Annotated in this window: 16 protein-coding genes; 10 read left to right on the top strand and 6 right to left on the bottom strand. The window is 44.2% G+C overall.

The features are described from left to right. Nucleotides 1–1,197: putative PEP-binding protein (locus tag D6D85_RS09105; protein WP_237558808.1), on the top strand; the 1,197-nt coding region annotated here is incomplete at its 5' end. On the opposite strand, the gene D6D85_RS09100 is transcribed toward D6D85_RS09105, so the two are convergent. Further along, entirely contained in the window at nt 1,189–2,082 is an 894-nt protein-coding gene (locus D6D85_RS09100) for a CBS domain-containing protein (protein ID WP_125671741.1), read from the bottom strand. The two genes, D6D85_RS09105 and D6D85_RS09100, sit on opposite strands and share 9 nt — an antisense overlap. Before the next feature lie 132 nt (nt 2,083–2,214). Here D6D85_RS09100 and acs point away from each other — a divergent pair, with 132 nt between their 5' ends. Next, entirely contained in the window at nt 2,215–4,206 is a 1,992-nt protein-coding gene (gene acs, locus D6D85_RS09095; RefSeq protein WP_125671740.1) for an acetate--CoA ligase, read from the top strand. A gap of 252 nt (nt 4,207–4,458) precedes the next feature. Here acs and D6D85_RS16690 read toward each other — a convergent pair whose 3' ends face one another. The 3 genes from D6D85_RS16690 to D6D85_RS09085 all read right to left on the bottom strand — a co-directional run bounded on the left by D6D85_RS16690 (nt 4,459) and on the right by D6D85_RS09085 (nt 7,156). Next, the gene (locus D6D85_RS16690; RefSeq protein WP_202617273.1) at nt 4,459–4,752 is read right to left on the bottom strand and encodes a hypothetical protein; all 294 of its coding nucleotides are present in this window, start codon (nt 4,750–4,752) and stop codon (nt 4,459–4,461) included. 141 nt (nt 4,753–4,893) lie between these two features. Continuing rightward, a complete protein-coding gene (locus D6D85_RS09090; RefSeq protein WP_125671739.1) occupies nt 4,894–6,699 on the bottom strand; it encodes a hypothetical protein in 1,806 nt (601 codons plus the stop codon). A 70-nt stretch (nt 6,700–6,769) separates the two neighbouring features. Then, nucleotides 6,770–7,156: a thioesterase family protein gene (locus tag D6D85_RS09085; RefSeq protein WP_125671738.1), complete on the bottom strand. Its 387-nt coding sequence runs from the start codon at nt 7,154–7,156 to the stop codon at nt 6,770–6,772. Nucleotides 7,157–7,317: 161 nt separating this feature from the next. On the opposite strand from D6D85_RS09085, the gene D6D85_RS09080 reads away from it, so the two are divergent. The 4 genes from D6D85_RS09080 to D6D85_RS09065 are packed head-to-tail and all read left to right on the top strand — an operon-like array spanning nt 7,318 to nt 11,288. Next, nucleotides 7,318–9,114: a thiamine pyrophosphate-dependent enzyme gene (locus D6D85_RS09080; protein WP_125671737.1), complete on the top strand. Its 1,797-nt coding sequence runs from the start codon at nt 7,318–7,320 to the stop codon at nt 9,112–9,114. Continuing rightward, entirely contained in the window at nt 9,114–9,692 is a 579-nt protein-coding gene (locus tag D6D85_RS09075; protein ID WP_161969798.1) for an indolepyruvate oxidoreductase subunit beta, read from the top strand. The genes D6D85_RS09080 and D6D85_RS09075 overlap by 1 nt, the downstream gene beginning before the upstream one ends. Then, entirely contained in the window at nt 9,689–10,813 is a 1,125-nt protein-coding gene (locus tag D6D85_RS09070) for a thiolase C-terminal domain-containing protein (RefSeq protein WP_125671735.1), read from the top strand. Before D6D85_RS09075 ends, D6D85_RS09070 begins: the two co-directional genes overlap by 4 nt. A gap of 4 nt (nt 10,814–10,817) precedes the next feature. Then, entirely contained in the window at nt 10,818–11,288 is a 471-nt protein-coding gene (locus tag D6D85_RS09065; protein ID WP_125671734.1) for a Zn-ribbon domain-containing OB-fold protein, read from the top strand. On the opposite strand, the gene D6D85_RS09060 is transcribed toward D6D85_RS09065, so the two are convergent. Further along, on the bottom strand, nt 11,211–11,786 hold the full coding sequence (locus D6D85_RS09060) for a hypothetical protein (RefSeq protein WP_125671733.1): 576 nt from the start codon (nt 11,784–11,786) through the stop codon (nt 11,211–11,213). The genes D6D85_RS09065 and D6D85_RS09060 overlap by 78 nt on opposite strands. A 136-nt stretch (nt 11,787–11,922) precedes the next feature. Between D6D85_RS09060 and D6D85_RS09055 the strand changes: the two genes are divergently transcribed. From D6D85_RS09055 to D6D85_RS09040, 4 genes are all read left to right on the top strand, one after another. Further along, nucleotides 11,923–12,708 (top strand): NAD+ synthase, encoded by a 786-nt coding sequence (locus D6D85_RS09055; RefSeq protein WP_125671732.1) that lies wholly within the window; start codon nt 11,923–11,925, stop codon nt 12,706–12,708. A 7-nt stretch (nt 12,709–12,715) separates the two neighbouring features. After that, a complete protein-coding gene (gene udg / locus D6D85_RS09050) occupies nt 12,716–13,300 on the top strand; it encodes a type-4 uracil-DNA glycosylase (protein WP_125671742.1) in 585 nt (194 codons plus the stop codon). Nucleotides 13,301–13,309: 9 nt separating this feature from the next. Further along, on the top strand, nt 13,310–13,915 hold the full coding sequence (locus tag D6D85_RS09045) for a DedA family protein (protein ID WP_125671731.1): 606 nt from the start codon (nt 13,310–13,312) through the stop codon (nt 13,913–13,915). A gap of 88 nt (nt 13,916–14,003) precedes the next feature. Beyond that, nucleotides 14,004–14,921: a fused MFS/spermidine synthase gene (locus D6D85_RS09040; RefSeq protein WP_125671730.1), complete on the top strand. Its 918-nt coding sequence runs from the start codon at nt 14,004–14,006 to the stop codon at nt 14,919–14,921. Here the strand turns inward: D6D85_RS09040 and D6D85_RS09035 are convergent, their stop codons facing one another. Then, nucleotides 14,922–15,134 (bottom strand): hypothetical protein, encoded by a 213-nt coding sequence (locus tag D6D85_RS09035; RefSeq protein ID WP_125671729.1) that lies wholly within the window; start codon nt 15,132–15,134, stop codon nt 14,922–14,924. Nucleotides 15,135–15,612 lie beyond the last annotated feature (478 nt).

The following is a 15,612-nucleotide window of genomic DNA, read 5'->3' as shown; positions in this document are numbered from 1 at the left end:
CCGGACTGGGTTCCTTATATGAGATTGGCTGGTGCCATAGTGACGGATGAAGGAGGAATGACATGCCATGCTGCAATAGTGAGCAGGGAGCTCGGAATACCATGTATTGTCGGAACAGGAAGGGCGACAGAGCTGCTGAAAACAGGGGAGATCTACACAGTTGATGCCACTAGAGGAGTTGTTTACTTAGGTGAAGTAGAGGGACTCCTAAAGCCGAAGAAGGAAGAGGAAATTGTTGTAGAGTGGATACCCACTGGGACAAAAGTTTACATGAATCTAGGAGTTCCGGAGAAGATAAAGGAGTACAGTAAGCTCCCATTTGATGGAATAGGTCTCATGAGAGTGGAGTTTATATTAGCCAGCTATATAGGAGAACATCCCCTCTACTTAATAGAGATGGGAAAGCAGGAGAAGTTCATAAGCGGGATGGCGGATGGCATCTCCCTTGTAGCTAGGGAGATATTTCCAAGGCCTGTTGTTGTGAGATTTAGTGACTTCAAGACAAATGAGTATAGGGAGCTTGGAGGAGGAAATAAGTATGAGCCCCATGAGGACAATCCGATGCTCGGCTGGAGAGGCGTCAGCAGGTATATAAGCCCGCAGTATGAGGAGGCCTTTAGGCTTGAGTGCAGAGCTATCAGAAGGGTGAGGGAGGAACAGGGTCTTACGAATGTTCATGTAATGCTTCCCTTTGTCAGAACCACGTGGGAAGTGGAGAGAGTTCTTGAGATAATGGCTGAAGAAGGCTTGAAAAGCGGAAGAGATTTCAAGATATGGGCAATGGCAGAAGTTCCCAGTGTTATATTTCTAGCAGAGGAGTTCTCCAAGTATTTCGATGGGTTCAGCATAGGGAGCAATGATCTAACTCAGCTCATACTGGGCACGGATAGGGACAGCCAAATACTCCCGAAGCTGGACAAGAGATACTTTGATGAGAGGGATCCGGCTGTCAGAAGGGCAATAGCACACCTGATAAAAGTTGCACATAAGCATGGGAGGACAGTCAGCATATGCGGACAAGCACCAAGCGTCTATCCCGAGTTCACAGAGTTCTTAGTAAGATGCGGCATAGATAGTGTGAGCGTGAATCCTGATGCTGTAATTGGAACAAGAAGGCTTATAGCATCCGTGGAAAGGAAGATAATGCTTGAAAGGATCTCTAAAATTGCTCAGAATAGCAGGAGGCTATCAATCTGACTGCTGAAATGCCTCACCAAATCTTGAGAGAAGGTCAGTCCTTGTGACTATGCCGATAGGCTTTCCTCTTCTGTCGGTGACTATAAGTCTTCCTGTTTTGTGTTTTGTCATCTTAGAGATAGCTTCTACAATATCATCTTCCTCGAGCACAGTGAAGTACTCCTTTCTGACAACATCTCCCACTTTCTCTTCCCCTTTTCCTTTAGCTAGCAAATGAAGAACATCCTTTGATAGCATAAGCCCCGCTATTTCTCCATCTTTTACTACAGGAAGAGCTCTTATGTCGTGCTTGTAGAGGATCTCTGCTGCCTCCTTAACAGTCTTGTCTGGATCTATCGTTATCAGATTTCTTGACATGACATCTCCAACCCTGAGCTTGGGTATGCTGAACATCGTGGCAACATCTATCAATATCTCTCCGTTTTCTCTGTCTATCTTCAGGATTTTTCCCTCTACCACTAGCCTTCCGAAAGCTGTAGGGCCTACTCTTATGTAATCCCCAACTTTTACCTCAGAGAAGTCCCCAGCAGCTCTTATTATTGCCCTATATCCTGTTGTTCCACTCACATCTAGGAGATCTATCTCTATAGCAGTAATATCAGTCCTTACTCCCTCCCTAACAAGCCTTAGAGATCCTGTGTCCACAGGGATCGGAGGAGACTTTACAAGCTCAAGAGCCTTAAGAGTGGGCAAGTATCCTCCTCCAGGTCCAACTCTGGATTGAACGAGACCAAGTCCCTTCATCACAGATAGAAGTCTTCTAACACTGACCTCATGCCTGCCAAGATGATGAGCAAGCTCGCTGCTCTTGATACCCTTTCCTCTAGTATTATATAATTTTATTAAAGCATGAAGTATCTCTAACTGTGCTGATGTTAGTGCCATTGGTCAGAGGATTGCAAGGATACGTTATTAAACTTTTTGCGTTGAAATTTGTAGCTATATGTAGCTATAAATAACATCTATAGCTGTTTATTACACAAAATAATTATATAGTTTCCGAGAGAAGGGTAGGCTATGTCCGAGGCGACTAAGCTGTATATGGAGGAGGCTAAAAGAGCCTCCTATGGCCACAAGTTAAGACAAATGCAGGAGCTGGCCTTAAGAGACCCTGAAAACTTCTGGAGCGATATAGCCAGAAATCTTTACTGGTTCAAGACATGGGAGAGAGTTCTTGAGTGGAATCCTCCTTTTGCAAGATGGTTTGCAGGAGGACTCATAAATGCCTCCTTCAACTGTCTTGATGTCCATGTAAAGACAGGAAACAGGAACAAGGTAGCAATTTTCTGGGAGGGAGAACCGGGGGACAGGAGGGTTTTAACATATTTAGATCTCTGGAGGGAAGTCTGCAAGTTCTCCAATGTCCTTAAGGATTTAGGAGTGAAAAAAGGAGATAGAGTTGCCATATACATGCCAATGGTTCCAGAGCTTCCAGTAGCAATGCTGGCCTGTGCTAGAATAGGAGCTATTCACAGCGTGGTATTCTCTGGCTTCAGCTCAGAGGCCTTAGCTGTGAGGATAAGGGATTCTGGAGCCAAGATTCTGATCACAGCAGATGGAGCATATAGGAGAGGAAGAATAGTCCAGCTGAAGAAGACTGCTGATGAGGCTCTTGCGAAAATTCCAAGCATTCAAAATGTAGTAGTTCTGAGAAGAACTGGATCCGATGTTGAGATGAAGGAGGGAAGGGACTTCTGGTGGGATGATCTGATGAGGGAAAACTCCCTCAATTCCCAAGCAGTGCCGTTGGAGAGCGAACATCCTCTCTATATACTTTATACATCTGGAACAACAGGAAGGCCTAAGGGCGTTGTACATGACACAGGAGGCTATCTAGTATGGCTTTATGTGACAATGAAGTGGGTTTTTGACATAAAGCCCGAGGATATCTACTGGTGCACAGCCGATATAGGATGGGTTACGGGACACTCTTATGTTGTCTACGGCCCCCTGCTTCATGGAGCTACTTCTGTGATGTATGAAGGTGCACCGGACTATCCAGCTCCTGACAGGTGGTGGGAGATAATTGAAAGATACTCTGTTTCAATATTCTATACAACACCAACAGCAATAAGAATGCACATGAGATTTGGAGAGGATTGGGCAAGAAGGCATGACCTCTCATCCCTTAGGCTTCTCGGCACCGTGGGAGAGCCCATAAATCCCGAGGCTTGGAGATGGTATCAGAAGGTCATTGGAGGGGGAAGATGCCCCATAGTTGACACATGGTGGCAGACTGAGACAGGGGGGATAATGATAAGTCCAGCCCCTGGAATAGAGCTTGTCCCTCTGAAACCGGGATCTGCAACGCTTCCTCTTCCAGGAGTGCATGCAGAGGTAGTGGATGAGAGCGGAAAACCGGCAAAACCCTATGAGAAGGGATATCTCGTGATACTTGGTCCATGGCCAGGCATGCTCACAACCCTATGGGGAGATCCTGAGAGCTATAAGAGCATCTACTGGTCTAAATTTGGGCAAAATAATCTTAACTTCTACTTTGATCCTCCTGCTGTGTATTACACCGGAGATTATGCGATGAAGGACGATGATGGGTACATATGGCTTTTGGGAAGGGCAGATGAGGTTCTCAAAGTTGCAGGCCATAGAATAGGCACGACAGAGGTAGAAAGTGCTCTTGTAATGCACGAGGCTGTTGCAGAAGCTGCTGTTACCGGTAAGCCTGATCCAGTAAGAGGAGAGACAATAGTGGCATTTGTGACGCTAAAACCTGGCTTTAATCCCTCCGATAGTCTGAGAACCGAGCTAATAAGATGGGTTGGAAAAACTGTTGGACCCATAGCTTCTCCGAGTGAGCTCTATTTTGTTTCCAAGCTTCCAAAGACGAGAAGTGGGAAGATAATGAGGAGACTCTTGAGAGCCGTGGTTAGCAACATGCCTCTTGGGGATATGACAACATTAGAGGATGAGACCTCAATTAAGGAGGCTATGGAAGCTGTGGATCTTCTCAGAAAAGCCATGGGAATGGGAGAATTAGAAAGCCAGCTCTAGTAAAGAGGATCTATGGAAGGAAAACTATTAGAGAAGCTAAGGAGGTGATAGGAGAAAAGAAAATAGCCTATAACAATCTTTCTTAGCTAACATGAACTACTTGGCTGAATTCACATGCTATTTCCACTTTTGAGGCCTCTCAGTTCCCTTAGACTATCTTTTGGCTCCCATCTGAATCTCCACAACCCGGATGCAGGATCTTCGATGGCTATTCCAAGCTCCCCAGCCAGAATATCACTTATTATTACTTCATCAATATAGAGCTGATATCACTATGTCTGCTCTCACCTTCTTTAACTTCTCTTCCTCAGAGGACGCTACAACAACATCCGCCGCATTTCTGTATATCCAAACACTAAGAGGACCACCAGTAGTGTCGAAGACATCTTTCTCTGCACTTTCCGGAGGCCATAGACCGAGATATTTGGCCAGAACCATGGGAATCATGAGCTGAGGCGTATCAGCCTCATATCCACTATTCACTAGGGCATTCGTAGAGACAACCTTATTATCCAAGCAAATCCTCAGTTTAACTCTCACAGCCATTTAATCACCTACTTTATCCTCTTTTACCCGTCTCACAGATATTCTTCCAACTCTAACCCTCCTTTTAGCTCTGATCAAACCAACAAAAACCCTTCTCATAAAGTCCCTGCGTTGAAAAGAGCAATAACTCTATATAAGAATTCAAGGCTTTCTCGGCACAACTGTTATGATCCTGTAAGGATACATCTCCTTTGTGAGAGGAGACCTTATTCCAAGAGTTAGTAATATGTTGGGATAGTTCGACCTACCCGCTATATAGTACATGAACTCGGACTGCTTGAACAGACTCGATCTAACGAGAGCAAGACCTGCGGAGAGAGTACCGTATCTGTCTGTTCCAGCGACTACAAGAATGCTTCCATTCCCCCAAGGGTTTCTGTTTGAGTACTCTATCACGCCTATTCCTTGGTCAAGCCTCACTATCCTATTGAAATCTATTGAGCCATTTGGAACTCCCATTTCATATGCCTTGGATATCAGGTAGCTGGTATTGAAGGTCTCATTGCCGAACTTCACATATATGCTTTTATTTCTGATGAAAGTCGCATTCAGATATCCTCTTGCCTGAAGGTAAGCCACGACAGAATTTACATCAGGACCACCTATCAATATGAGATTTGTATTCCTCAAAGATGGATCGAGAACACCATTTTTGAAGACCTGGGAATCCCTGTAGATGGGCACTGATATCGATATTGATCTTGTCACAGTGCTGTACAGCTTGACAGGCCCTCCACAAGCACCAGTGAACAAATATTCAGTTCTCTCAACTTTGTACAATCCTGCCATACCTTCACATCCTTGGTAACATTCCTCCAGCGTTCTGCTGCCAACAAGAGGACATTGAGGTGTATAATAGGTTCTTCCAATACATGTCATCAGGTATACATGACAGCCTATCTGTCTGGCTTCATTAAAGCTCCACGTGCCGGAGTTGTTGAAGATGTACAGCCTCTGGTATCTCACCAGATAGCCAAGTGCTTTAAAAGGTATGTAGTATGAGTAATTATCCGCACTTGAGAAGAATACAGCATATCCCCTGTATGGCTTATCAGCCAGAAAGATCGTGGCATTCTCGATTGAGGGCCATGGATTAGTTATGTTCCTCATAAGGGCAAATCCCGGAATTCTTAAGGATGTTATATTGACATACACCACATTAAATCCTGGAATTGGGAGAAAGTGGGATGGATCATTCTCTATTTTAAAGAAGGGCGTTCCCTTTAGCCCCTGTCCTTCTATGCTTGGCTTCTCTACCATGATGACATTTCCTGATCCCGGGAACTGAAAGCCTCCTGCCATCGTGCTTGGGTTTATCGTCACCAGAGCATACAGTCCATTCCCTCTTATCTTCATCCTTATTTCATAATCAGTATTACTTTTTACAACAACACTGACCACTGATATGTTGTATCCAAGCCATGGAATAAAGTAGTTGCTCCCGTTCCTGAGCTCGAGCATCCCTGTGTAGAAGACTATCCTGTCCCCTGAGATATACCTTGACTCATTTGCCCTTCCAAGGAGATAGGAGAACTTTGCAGGATACATCGTTATATTTGTCAGAGGAACCAAGATATAGCTCTCGTTCACGCAGCTCTCGTTGAGCTCATATATCTTCCCGGCTATGTTCTTCGTGGATACAAAGGGAACTCCATCTGTTGAGTTTATGATGGAGTACACAGTTTTAACTAGGACATAGCTTGGAGTTGGAATCTCAAAGCTCACATTAACCTCCTGCTTCAGGGCATCTGCTATTATGTTTGCAGTATGAAGATCCAGCGGGTCAGCCCTTGACCCTATTATTATCGCAGTTTTTGGGATTAGATATCCATTATAGGAGCTCCAATTCCCCAAAAATGGGGAGGGGAACTCGGATATAGGAGGATATGCTGATATGCTCGCTGTCTGAAACAGGAGCAGGAATAAGATTATCAGCCGTTTGGGCATTAATGATAAGATCCCCCACTTGATATATAAATTATCTCATGCAAACTGCTATATAGGACTGAGCGATAGCCTAATTTTTCAGCTCCCTTAGCTTGCTCAGAAATCTCTCCCTGTTGACTACAAACCTCTCGTGATAGCCCTCTCCTATCTTCTCTCCTCTCCAGAAGGCCTCAACTCTGAACTTAAGTCTTCTTCCATCTACCTCAATTAGCTCTGCTGTCACCTCCACCTCTTCCCCAACAGGAGCTGGCTTTAAGTGACTTACATCAACCCTAGTCCCTACTGTGGTATCACCTTCCTCCAAGAAGCTCTCAACCATCTTCCTGCATGTCTCCTCCATGAATGTTATCATAGATGGAGTTGATAAAACTGATACATCCCCACTACCGAGAAACTTGGCTGAGTGTTGATCTGTTACCCTGAACAACCTTCTATCCTTGAGCCCAGGTCTCAGCATACACTCTTAATCAAGGCTCTCTTTTTAACCCTCTCTATCCGTCAAAAGACGAATGTATTTTCACTAAAAAACAAACTTTATATATTCTGCCCTGTTTCCAACAGCCCAAATCAGCGATCGCAACTTTTTCATCTATTCGAACAAAAGGGAGGTGAAAATGAATGAAAGCAGAAATGGAGTATGAGAAAGTTATGCTCCTCTCAGGAAATGAAGCTATAGCTAGAGGAATGTATGAGGCTGGAGTCTCCGTGGCTACAGGATACCCGGGAACTCCCAGCTCTGAGGTTATTCAAGAGATGATAAAGCTGGGGATGAATGCAGAATGGTCTGTCAATGAGAAAGTAGCGTTTGAGATAGCATATGCAGCAGCATTATCAGGATTGAGAGCTGCCGCAGTCATGAAACACCTCGGCACTCACTGGATAGTTGATCCTTTAGCAGTATCCGCAGTAACGGGGGTTGAGGGAGGACTTCTTGTCGTCTCAGCAGATGATCCATACCCATATAGCTCACAGAGCTCAACTGATACCAGAAATCACGCTAGAACAGTTCATATACCAGTATTTGAACCATCTGATCCTTCCGAGGCAAAGGAAATGATAAAATTGGCATTTGAGGTATCAGAGCTGATAAAATTACCTATAATGATGAGATATACAGCGAGATTAGCTCATGGGTCAGCTCCTGTCCGCATAGGGAATAGAGTGGAGCTGGAGAGAAATGCTGAGTTCAAGAAAGACCCTTCTAGGCTAATTTCAACAGCACCAAATGCGAGAAAGAACATACCATTGATATTTGAGAAGCTGGAGAAAGCCAGAAAATTGTTTGAGGGAGAACCCTGGATAAGCTTTAAGGAGGGATCCGGGGACATCGGGATAATAGCATCAGGAGTTCCCTACTTAGCTGCAATGGAGATAGCGAGGGAGATGGATCTTCCTCTCATGAAGGTCTCTGTCTCCCATCCTCTTCCGGAGAAACCTGTCCTAGAGTTCATATCTGGGTTGAAGAAGGTGATAGTGCTGGAGGATCTCGACCCAATAATAGAGGATCAAGTAATTATATTAGCATATAATAATGGATTAAAGCTTGAGATAGTGGGAAAGAGATCCGGCCACCTGAAGCCTTATGGAGAAATAGGACCCGATGAGATAAGAGGGATCTTTTACCGGAGAAAAGCTGTAGAGGAGGAAATACCGAGGAGAGTTCCGCAACTCTGTCCAGGATGCCCTCACAGAGGATCTTTCATAGCAATAAAGAGAGCTCTATCTGGAAGAGGAATAGTGCTCGGGGACAGGGGTTGCTATAATCAGGGAGGAAACCTGCCCCTTAGGGCGATAGACACAGCTATAGCAATGGGGTCCAGCATAGCAATGGCAGTAGGTCTTGCTAGATCAGGCATTAAAGAGCCGGTAGTTGCTGTCATAGGGGATTCCACATTCTTCCATGCAGGAATCCCTCCAACAATAGAAGCTGTCATCTCAAGATCTCCAATAGTTATAGCTATTCTTGATAACTCTTGGACAGCAATGACAGGACATCAACCTAGCCCCTCCACAGGTCTTGACTCGCTTGGAAGGCCGAGACCTCAGCTGAAAATAGAAAATCTATTGGAAGCTATTGGAGTATGTAATATAAAAATTGTTGATCCTTATAATATAAGAGAAGGAGAAAATGCAATAAGGGAAGCAATAAGAAAGGCTAAGGAAAGCTTGATTCCATCTGCTGTCATATTCAGGAGGGAATGTGCCCTTCAAGCGGTGAGATTTGGAAGATGGAGGAGGAAAGTTACCAGAGTAGATCAAGAAAAGTGCAGCGCATGCAAGCTATGCTTGACAACGGGATGTCCTGCTATACAAATCTCCCAAGAATCCGGAAAAGCTGAGATAGATCCTATGGATTGTATTGGTTGCTCTGTATGCTCTCAGATATGTCAAAATGGAGCAATAGAGGTGATATAATGGTGGATTTGGTTGTCTGCGGTGTTGGAGGCCAGGGAATAGTTCTCATATCCAGAGTGCTAGCAAGAGCTGCTCTGCTTTCAGGTCTTCATGTGACAGTCAGCGAGGTCAGAGGCCTAGCTCAAAGGGAGGGATCTGTGTCCAGCCACATAAGAATAGGTGATCATGGCTCGCTTACTATAGCTGAGGGAAAGGCGGATGCTGTAGTATCGATGGAGCTTGTTGAAGCAGCGAGGAACCTTAGATACCTGAGAGAGGGGGGAATTGTCGTGTCAAATGACTACATAAGGTATCACATACCCCATTATCTGGGGATATCAAAATTTCCTGAAAGAGAGGATCTCATCAAAATGATCGGAAAGCATAGAGCTTATTTAATAAATGCTAGAAAGATAGCTGAATCGCTGGGAAACATAAGAGTTGTGAACTCAGTGATACTAGGTGCTGTTTACTCCACAGGAGTTCTCCCGTTCAGCTTGAAGGAGATAACTGATGCTATATCAGAATCCGTTCCAGAAAAATACAGGGATGTAAACATATCTGCATTTAAGCTGGGAATGGAGGCTGTGAGACCATGAAAGCAATGATAAAGGGAGTTGGGCTCACAAAAATAGATCAGCACTGGTCAAAATCGATAGGGGAACTTGCTGCTGAGGCATGCTTTAAGGCACTAAGAGATGCAGGGAATCCGAAAATAGATGCTATAGTAGTGGGAAACATGATGTCGGGCCTTCTAAATGGACAGGAGAACTTAGGAGCACATATAGCAGAATCAATAGGCATGTCAGGCATTCCAGCAATAAAGATAGAGGCAGCATGTGGCTCCGGAGGAGCTGCAGTCATGTGGGGGGCAATAGGAGTGATATCGGGTATTTTCAGAAATGTTCTTGTCGTTGGTGTGGAGAAGATGACAGATGCAACAAACACTGAGGATCAGTCATCTGCTCTGGCAACTGCATCTGATGCTGAAACAGAGCTCAGCATGGGGGCAACTTTTGCAGCTCTCAATGCGATAATAATGAGAAGGTATATGCATGAACATGGGTTAAGCGAGGAGGATTTTTCGCACCTCCCAATTTTAATGCACAAGAATGCAGCTGACGTGGAACATGCACAGCTCAGGTACAGGATATCCCTGAAGGACTACCTCGAATCCCCATATGTGTGCGAGCCCCTGAGACTTTTGGATGCCTCTCCTACAGGAGATGGCGCAGCTGCAATAATAATAGGGGAAGAAGGGGATGTGGAAATAGCTGGATTTGGCTCATCAACGGACCTAGTTGAGACCTTCTCAAGGGACTTGACAGAGCTGAGAGCTGTCAAAAGCGCTGCGAAGAAGGCGATGGAGATGGCCTCCATAGAGCTCGGCGATTTAGACATAGTTCAGATACATGATGCATTCAGTGTGATAGGATATATGTGTGTAGAGGCCATTGGAGTGGTTGAGAGAGGAAAAGCACACAAATTCTTCGAATCGGGAGATGCTGAGAGAAATGGGTATCTTCCAATAAATCCCGAGGGTGGATTAAAGGCAAGAGGCCATCCAGTTGGGGCAACTGGAGTTTATCAGGTGGCTGAGATAGCCCTACAGCTGATGGAGAGAGCTGGACCATCTCAAGTAGAAGGGGCTAGAATAGGACTCTCTGTGAACATAGGAGGCACAGGATCAAATGTCACAGCAATAGTGCTGAAGAGGTGATATCATGTGGTCATTTGTGTCGCCCATACCTCTCTACTGGAGGAGAAGGGGTTTCCTCTTAAGGATGGAGAAAGGCGAGTGTGAGGAATGTGGCTTCACATTTGTTCCATATAAATCGATATGTCCAAAATGCGGTTCCACTAAGATAAGAGCGAAGAAGCTTCCCAGAAGGGGGAAAGTGATCAGCTTTACCGTGGTCGAAAATCCACCAAGGGGCTTTGAGTATTACACACCCTATGTTCTAGCTGTGATTGAGCTTGAGGATGGCACAAGGGTTTTCGGTCAGATATCAGATGCTGACAACTTAAAAATAGGGGATGAGGTGGAGGCTACTTTGAGAATTGTGAGGGTGTTTGGAGAATCGGGACAGATCTTTTACGGATTCAAATTTGTTCCGCTATCTTCTCCTCATTATTCTATAGAGAGGGTGCCTTCTAGGACCGGTAATTATGAGGATAAGGAGGGCAATAGCTGAGAGCAAACCTGCTGTGAATTCTATGTATATACCTACGCTGGGGCTCCATCTCACCCATGTCGATTCATTTACCACTATCTCATTGGTCATCGGTATATCCATGACAGCAATTCCCAGCACAAAGAAAAGCATCCCCAAGAATATCAAGACTGTGGATATCTGAAGCCTGCTCTTGCTGGATACTATTCCTCCCCAGAGCATCATCAGTAGACCCCCAAAGTGCGCTATTGAGGATAGAAGGAAAAAGGATTTTGAAATGCCTATCTTCTGCCTAGAAGAGGCCGGTAACATGCCATTTCTGCTCATCCAGTCTATAATGCTGTAGCCTCTGGAAAGGGATGATTTCTGATCGTGTGTTGTCCACCAGAGGAGGGATGAGGGATTTACCTCCATTTTCACGTATCCCTCGCTCTCCGAGGTCTGCCCCTCGAGGGTAAACCATGACACTATGGAGGAGAGAAGCAAAAGCAGAAGGGATATCAGAGCAAGCTTGTTCATGGCAGATCAAGTTAATTGTTGATTGCCATTTTAAATATTGTGTTTTTAACTGACCGTGCGACCATAGACAGCTAATTGCAAGAAGCTTGCCTGAAATCCGGCATAAAATTTTAATGCTATCGTTCATATATCTCCTATGGGCTACAAAGAGGCCGCTAAGGCCATAGAAGGGTTTATAAGGGGAATGGTTGAGGGAGCTGGGGCTAATGGAGTAGTTATAGGGATAAGCGGGGGCCTTGATTCCTCAACAGTAGCAGTGCTTTCAGTTAGAGCTCTAGGAAGGGAGAGGGTCACCGGTCTCATAATGCCGATGCCTGGTATAACTAGCGAGGAGGATCTAAAGCATGCAAGAGATCTATCAAAAGATCTTGGAATAAATTCATATGAAATAGATATAGGAGATATATATTTCTCATATGAAAAAAGGAATCCTCTTCACGATAGGACAAATCGCATAGCAAATGGGAATTTGCAGGCCAGGATAAGGATGACTCTTCTTTATTATGCTGCCAACTCGAGAAACTTGCTTGTGGCAGGAGCATCTGACAGAAGCGAGATACTGCTTGGGTATTTTACCAAGTATGGAGATGGGGCATCCGATATGATACCAATAGGTGACCTTTATAAGACTCAGGTGAGAGCCTTGGCTAGGGAGATAGGAGTTCCGGATGAGATAGTGAATAAGCCAAGCAGCCCCGGTCTCTGGGCTGGGCAGACAGCAGAAGGGGAGATAGGTCTGAGCTACGATATAATAGACAGGATATTGGAAGCTTATTTTGACCTAGGGATACCGGAGGCTGAGATACCGGAGAGATTAAGAGTTGATGAAGCCGCTGTGAGAAAGGTGATAGAGATGAGCAAAAGGTCTGCCCATAAGAGAGCAATGCCCCCCAAGCCTTCTGTTAGGACAATGTTGAGGTGATCTCTTGATAGAAGATTTGGATAAAATAGCGGAGGAGATAAGAAATTGTAAAAAATGTCCACTGCATAAAAACAGGAAAAATGCTGTTCCAGGGGAGGGAGATAAAAAAGCAGAGATAATGCTGATAGGAGAAGCTCCAGGAAGAAACGAAGATGAACAAGGAAGACCATTTGTCGGGGCAGCAGGGGCATTTCTAAATGAGCTTCTATCGATAGCTGGTTTGTCGAGAGAAAGGGTTTTCATAACAAATGTAGTTAAGTGCAGGCCTCCCGGAAATAGGGATCCGACGCAAGAGGAGATTGATTCATGTTCCCCTTATTTAAACAGACAGATAGCTGTGATAAGGCCCAAAACTATAATTACTCTGGGAAGACACAGCACCTCATATATATTCAGGCTAGCAGGAAGGGATTTCAGGTCAATAATGGCTGTTAGAGGGGAGTTCATAAAAGCCAAAATTTTAGGCTTGGATGTGCGCATAATGCCCACATTGCATCCAGCAGCAAGCTTATACAATCCTGCTATAAGGAAATTCCTCGTTGAGGACTTCTCAAAGCTTAAAAAAGAGGAGGGCTTAATTGACTTCCTCTGAGGTGGTTTTATGATGAAATTTGTTATAGAAGCGCTGATAGGTCTAGTAGAGCAAGGATCTTACCCACTCGTTTTTATCCTCATGACAATGGAGAGTGCGCTGATACCGGTGCCCAGCGAAGTAGTGATGCCATTTTCCGGTTTCCTTGTGAGCAGGGGTTCCATGGATTTCTGGATTGCAGTCCTCTCAGGTGTGCTGGGAAATCTAACAGGCTCTCTTATCGCATATTATATAGGTGTAAGAGCAGGTTGGGAATGGCTGCTGAGGATTAAGGTTATCTCAAAGGTGATAAGTGAAAGCGAGATCAGAAAAGCAGAGAATTTGTTAAGAAGAAGAGGAAGCGAGGCTGTGCTTATAGGAAGAATGATGCCCGGAGTGAGAACTGTCATATCTCTTCCGGCTGGAATGTCCCGAGTTGATCTGTCAAGATTTGTCCTGTTCACAATTACTGGCTCAATTCCATGGAATGCGCTTCTTGTTTACTCGGGCATGATCTTGGAGGACAACTGGGGCCTTGTTTCTTCTTACTTGGATCAGGTATTCGTGGCTATTTTGGTTATTGCTTTTGTATATATTGTGGTGAAAAGAATTAAAAATCATATTCGATTCCTTTAAATTAAGGAGCATGGATAATTAAGATAAAATTGGTAATAGCATTTTCAAAAGTGCTTACGGTTATATCTTTTGAAAGCTCTGATGCCACATGTCAATAGTTAACGAGGGGTTTGTCGAGTTCTTGGGAAGAAGATACTATCTTGAGATGTTGAGGCCAGGTGTACTGTCCTTAGTTGAGATCAAGGATGTGATTGAGTCATTCAGGACAAGAGCCGGACAGCTTGTTGAAGTTGTTGACCTTGAATTTCTTGGAAGATCACTTTTCATGGAGAAGCTTCTAATGATAGTCTTCAGAGAGGAGCACATATATCATGAGACCTTAGTGCATCCGGTTATGCTAACCCATCCAAGCCCGAAGGATGTCCTGATAATAGGAGGAGGGGATGGAGGGGCTCTTAGAGAGGTTCTAAAGCATCCATCTGTTGAAAGAGTTGATCTAGTTGAGCTCGATCCTGATGTAGTTGATTTGTTCAGATACAGAATAAAGGATGTGTCTCAGGGTTCATTCGAGAGCGATAAATTGAGGATAATATTTATGGACGGAAGAAAATATGTTCAGGAGACAAAGGAGAAGTATGATATCGTGATAGTAGATGTGAATGATCCCAGAGGACAGGCTAAAAGACTTTACACAAAGGAGTTCTATGCTGAGGTGAGCAGGATACTTAGGGATGATGGGATAATGGTGACGCATAGCGAAGGCATATACTATACTCCGGATGCTGTTTTAAGGATATTCTCCGCTGTAAAGGCTAACTTCAGGATAGCAAGGCTTGCAAGAACATATGTTCCATCTTTCAGAGATGAGTGGACTTTCTCGATAGGGAGCAAGGTATATGATCCTCTTGAGGCTGATGTCGAGAGGGAGATCGAAAGAAGGGGGATAAAGACTAGGTTCTACAATGCTCTAATTCACAAAGCGGCATTTGCAATGGGAAGCTCTATGGAAGAGATCGCATCTAGGGAAAAGCCAAACGAGGACAAAAACCCAATAGAAGTGGAATGATCAATTTTTAGCTGCTTTTCTCGTGAGACCGCTTTTCTTAATCCTTTTTTCCTTGGTTTCTCCTCCTCTAAAAGAACTTTGCATTATCATAACAATTCCCATCATGGTGTTGGCTATTCTATCTGCATTTTCAACACCAAGAGCCTTTAGTTGGTATCTGTAATACTCCCTAGCCTCCTCCGGCATCATGTCAGTTGGCCTCTTCAAGCGCATCCTAATTTTGTTATCAGAAGGGTTAAAAATATAAGGATTCCTCTTTTTGCCAAAAATGTTAACTATTCTCTTTTCATTGACACTCTTCATAGCTGAAGTCGGGAAATTTATGTCCTAATATGTTCATTAGTTTGCTTTTTAATCTCCTTTTTAGGCTATCATCTTATCCCATTAGAAGCAAAAAAGCGTCACTATATTACCATCCCTATTCTAAGAGAAGAGAGGCTCGGGACCATCATCTTAAAAAATGTTGTTGTTAATTATCGACAATTCACCCCATGATTAAAACTTAGGCCTCTCTTGCGAGCTTTGATGTCAAGATGAAGCTTATTTAAGCGAATCAAAAGTTTTAGATCTATTTAGAGCTAAATGTTCGGAACTTATGCTTATATCCAGAAATCAGCGAAATTCTGAATGAATTGGCTTGAAAATAAGATTCACTAAACTACAAGGGAAAGCATATAAACTTGACAAAGTG

The organism is Candidatus Methanodesulfokora washburnensis (assembly GCF_003947435.1).
In the GTDB taxonomy this organism is placed as follows: domain Archaea; phylum Korarchaeota; class Korarchaeia; order Korarchaeales; family Korarchaeaceae; genus Methanodesulfokora; species Methanodesulfokora washburnensis.
This window is presented reverse-complemented; position numbering and strand designations above follow the sequence as displayed.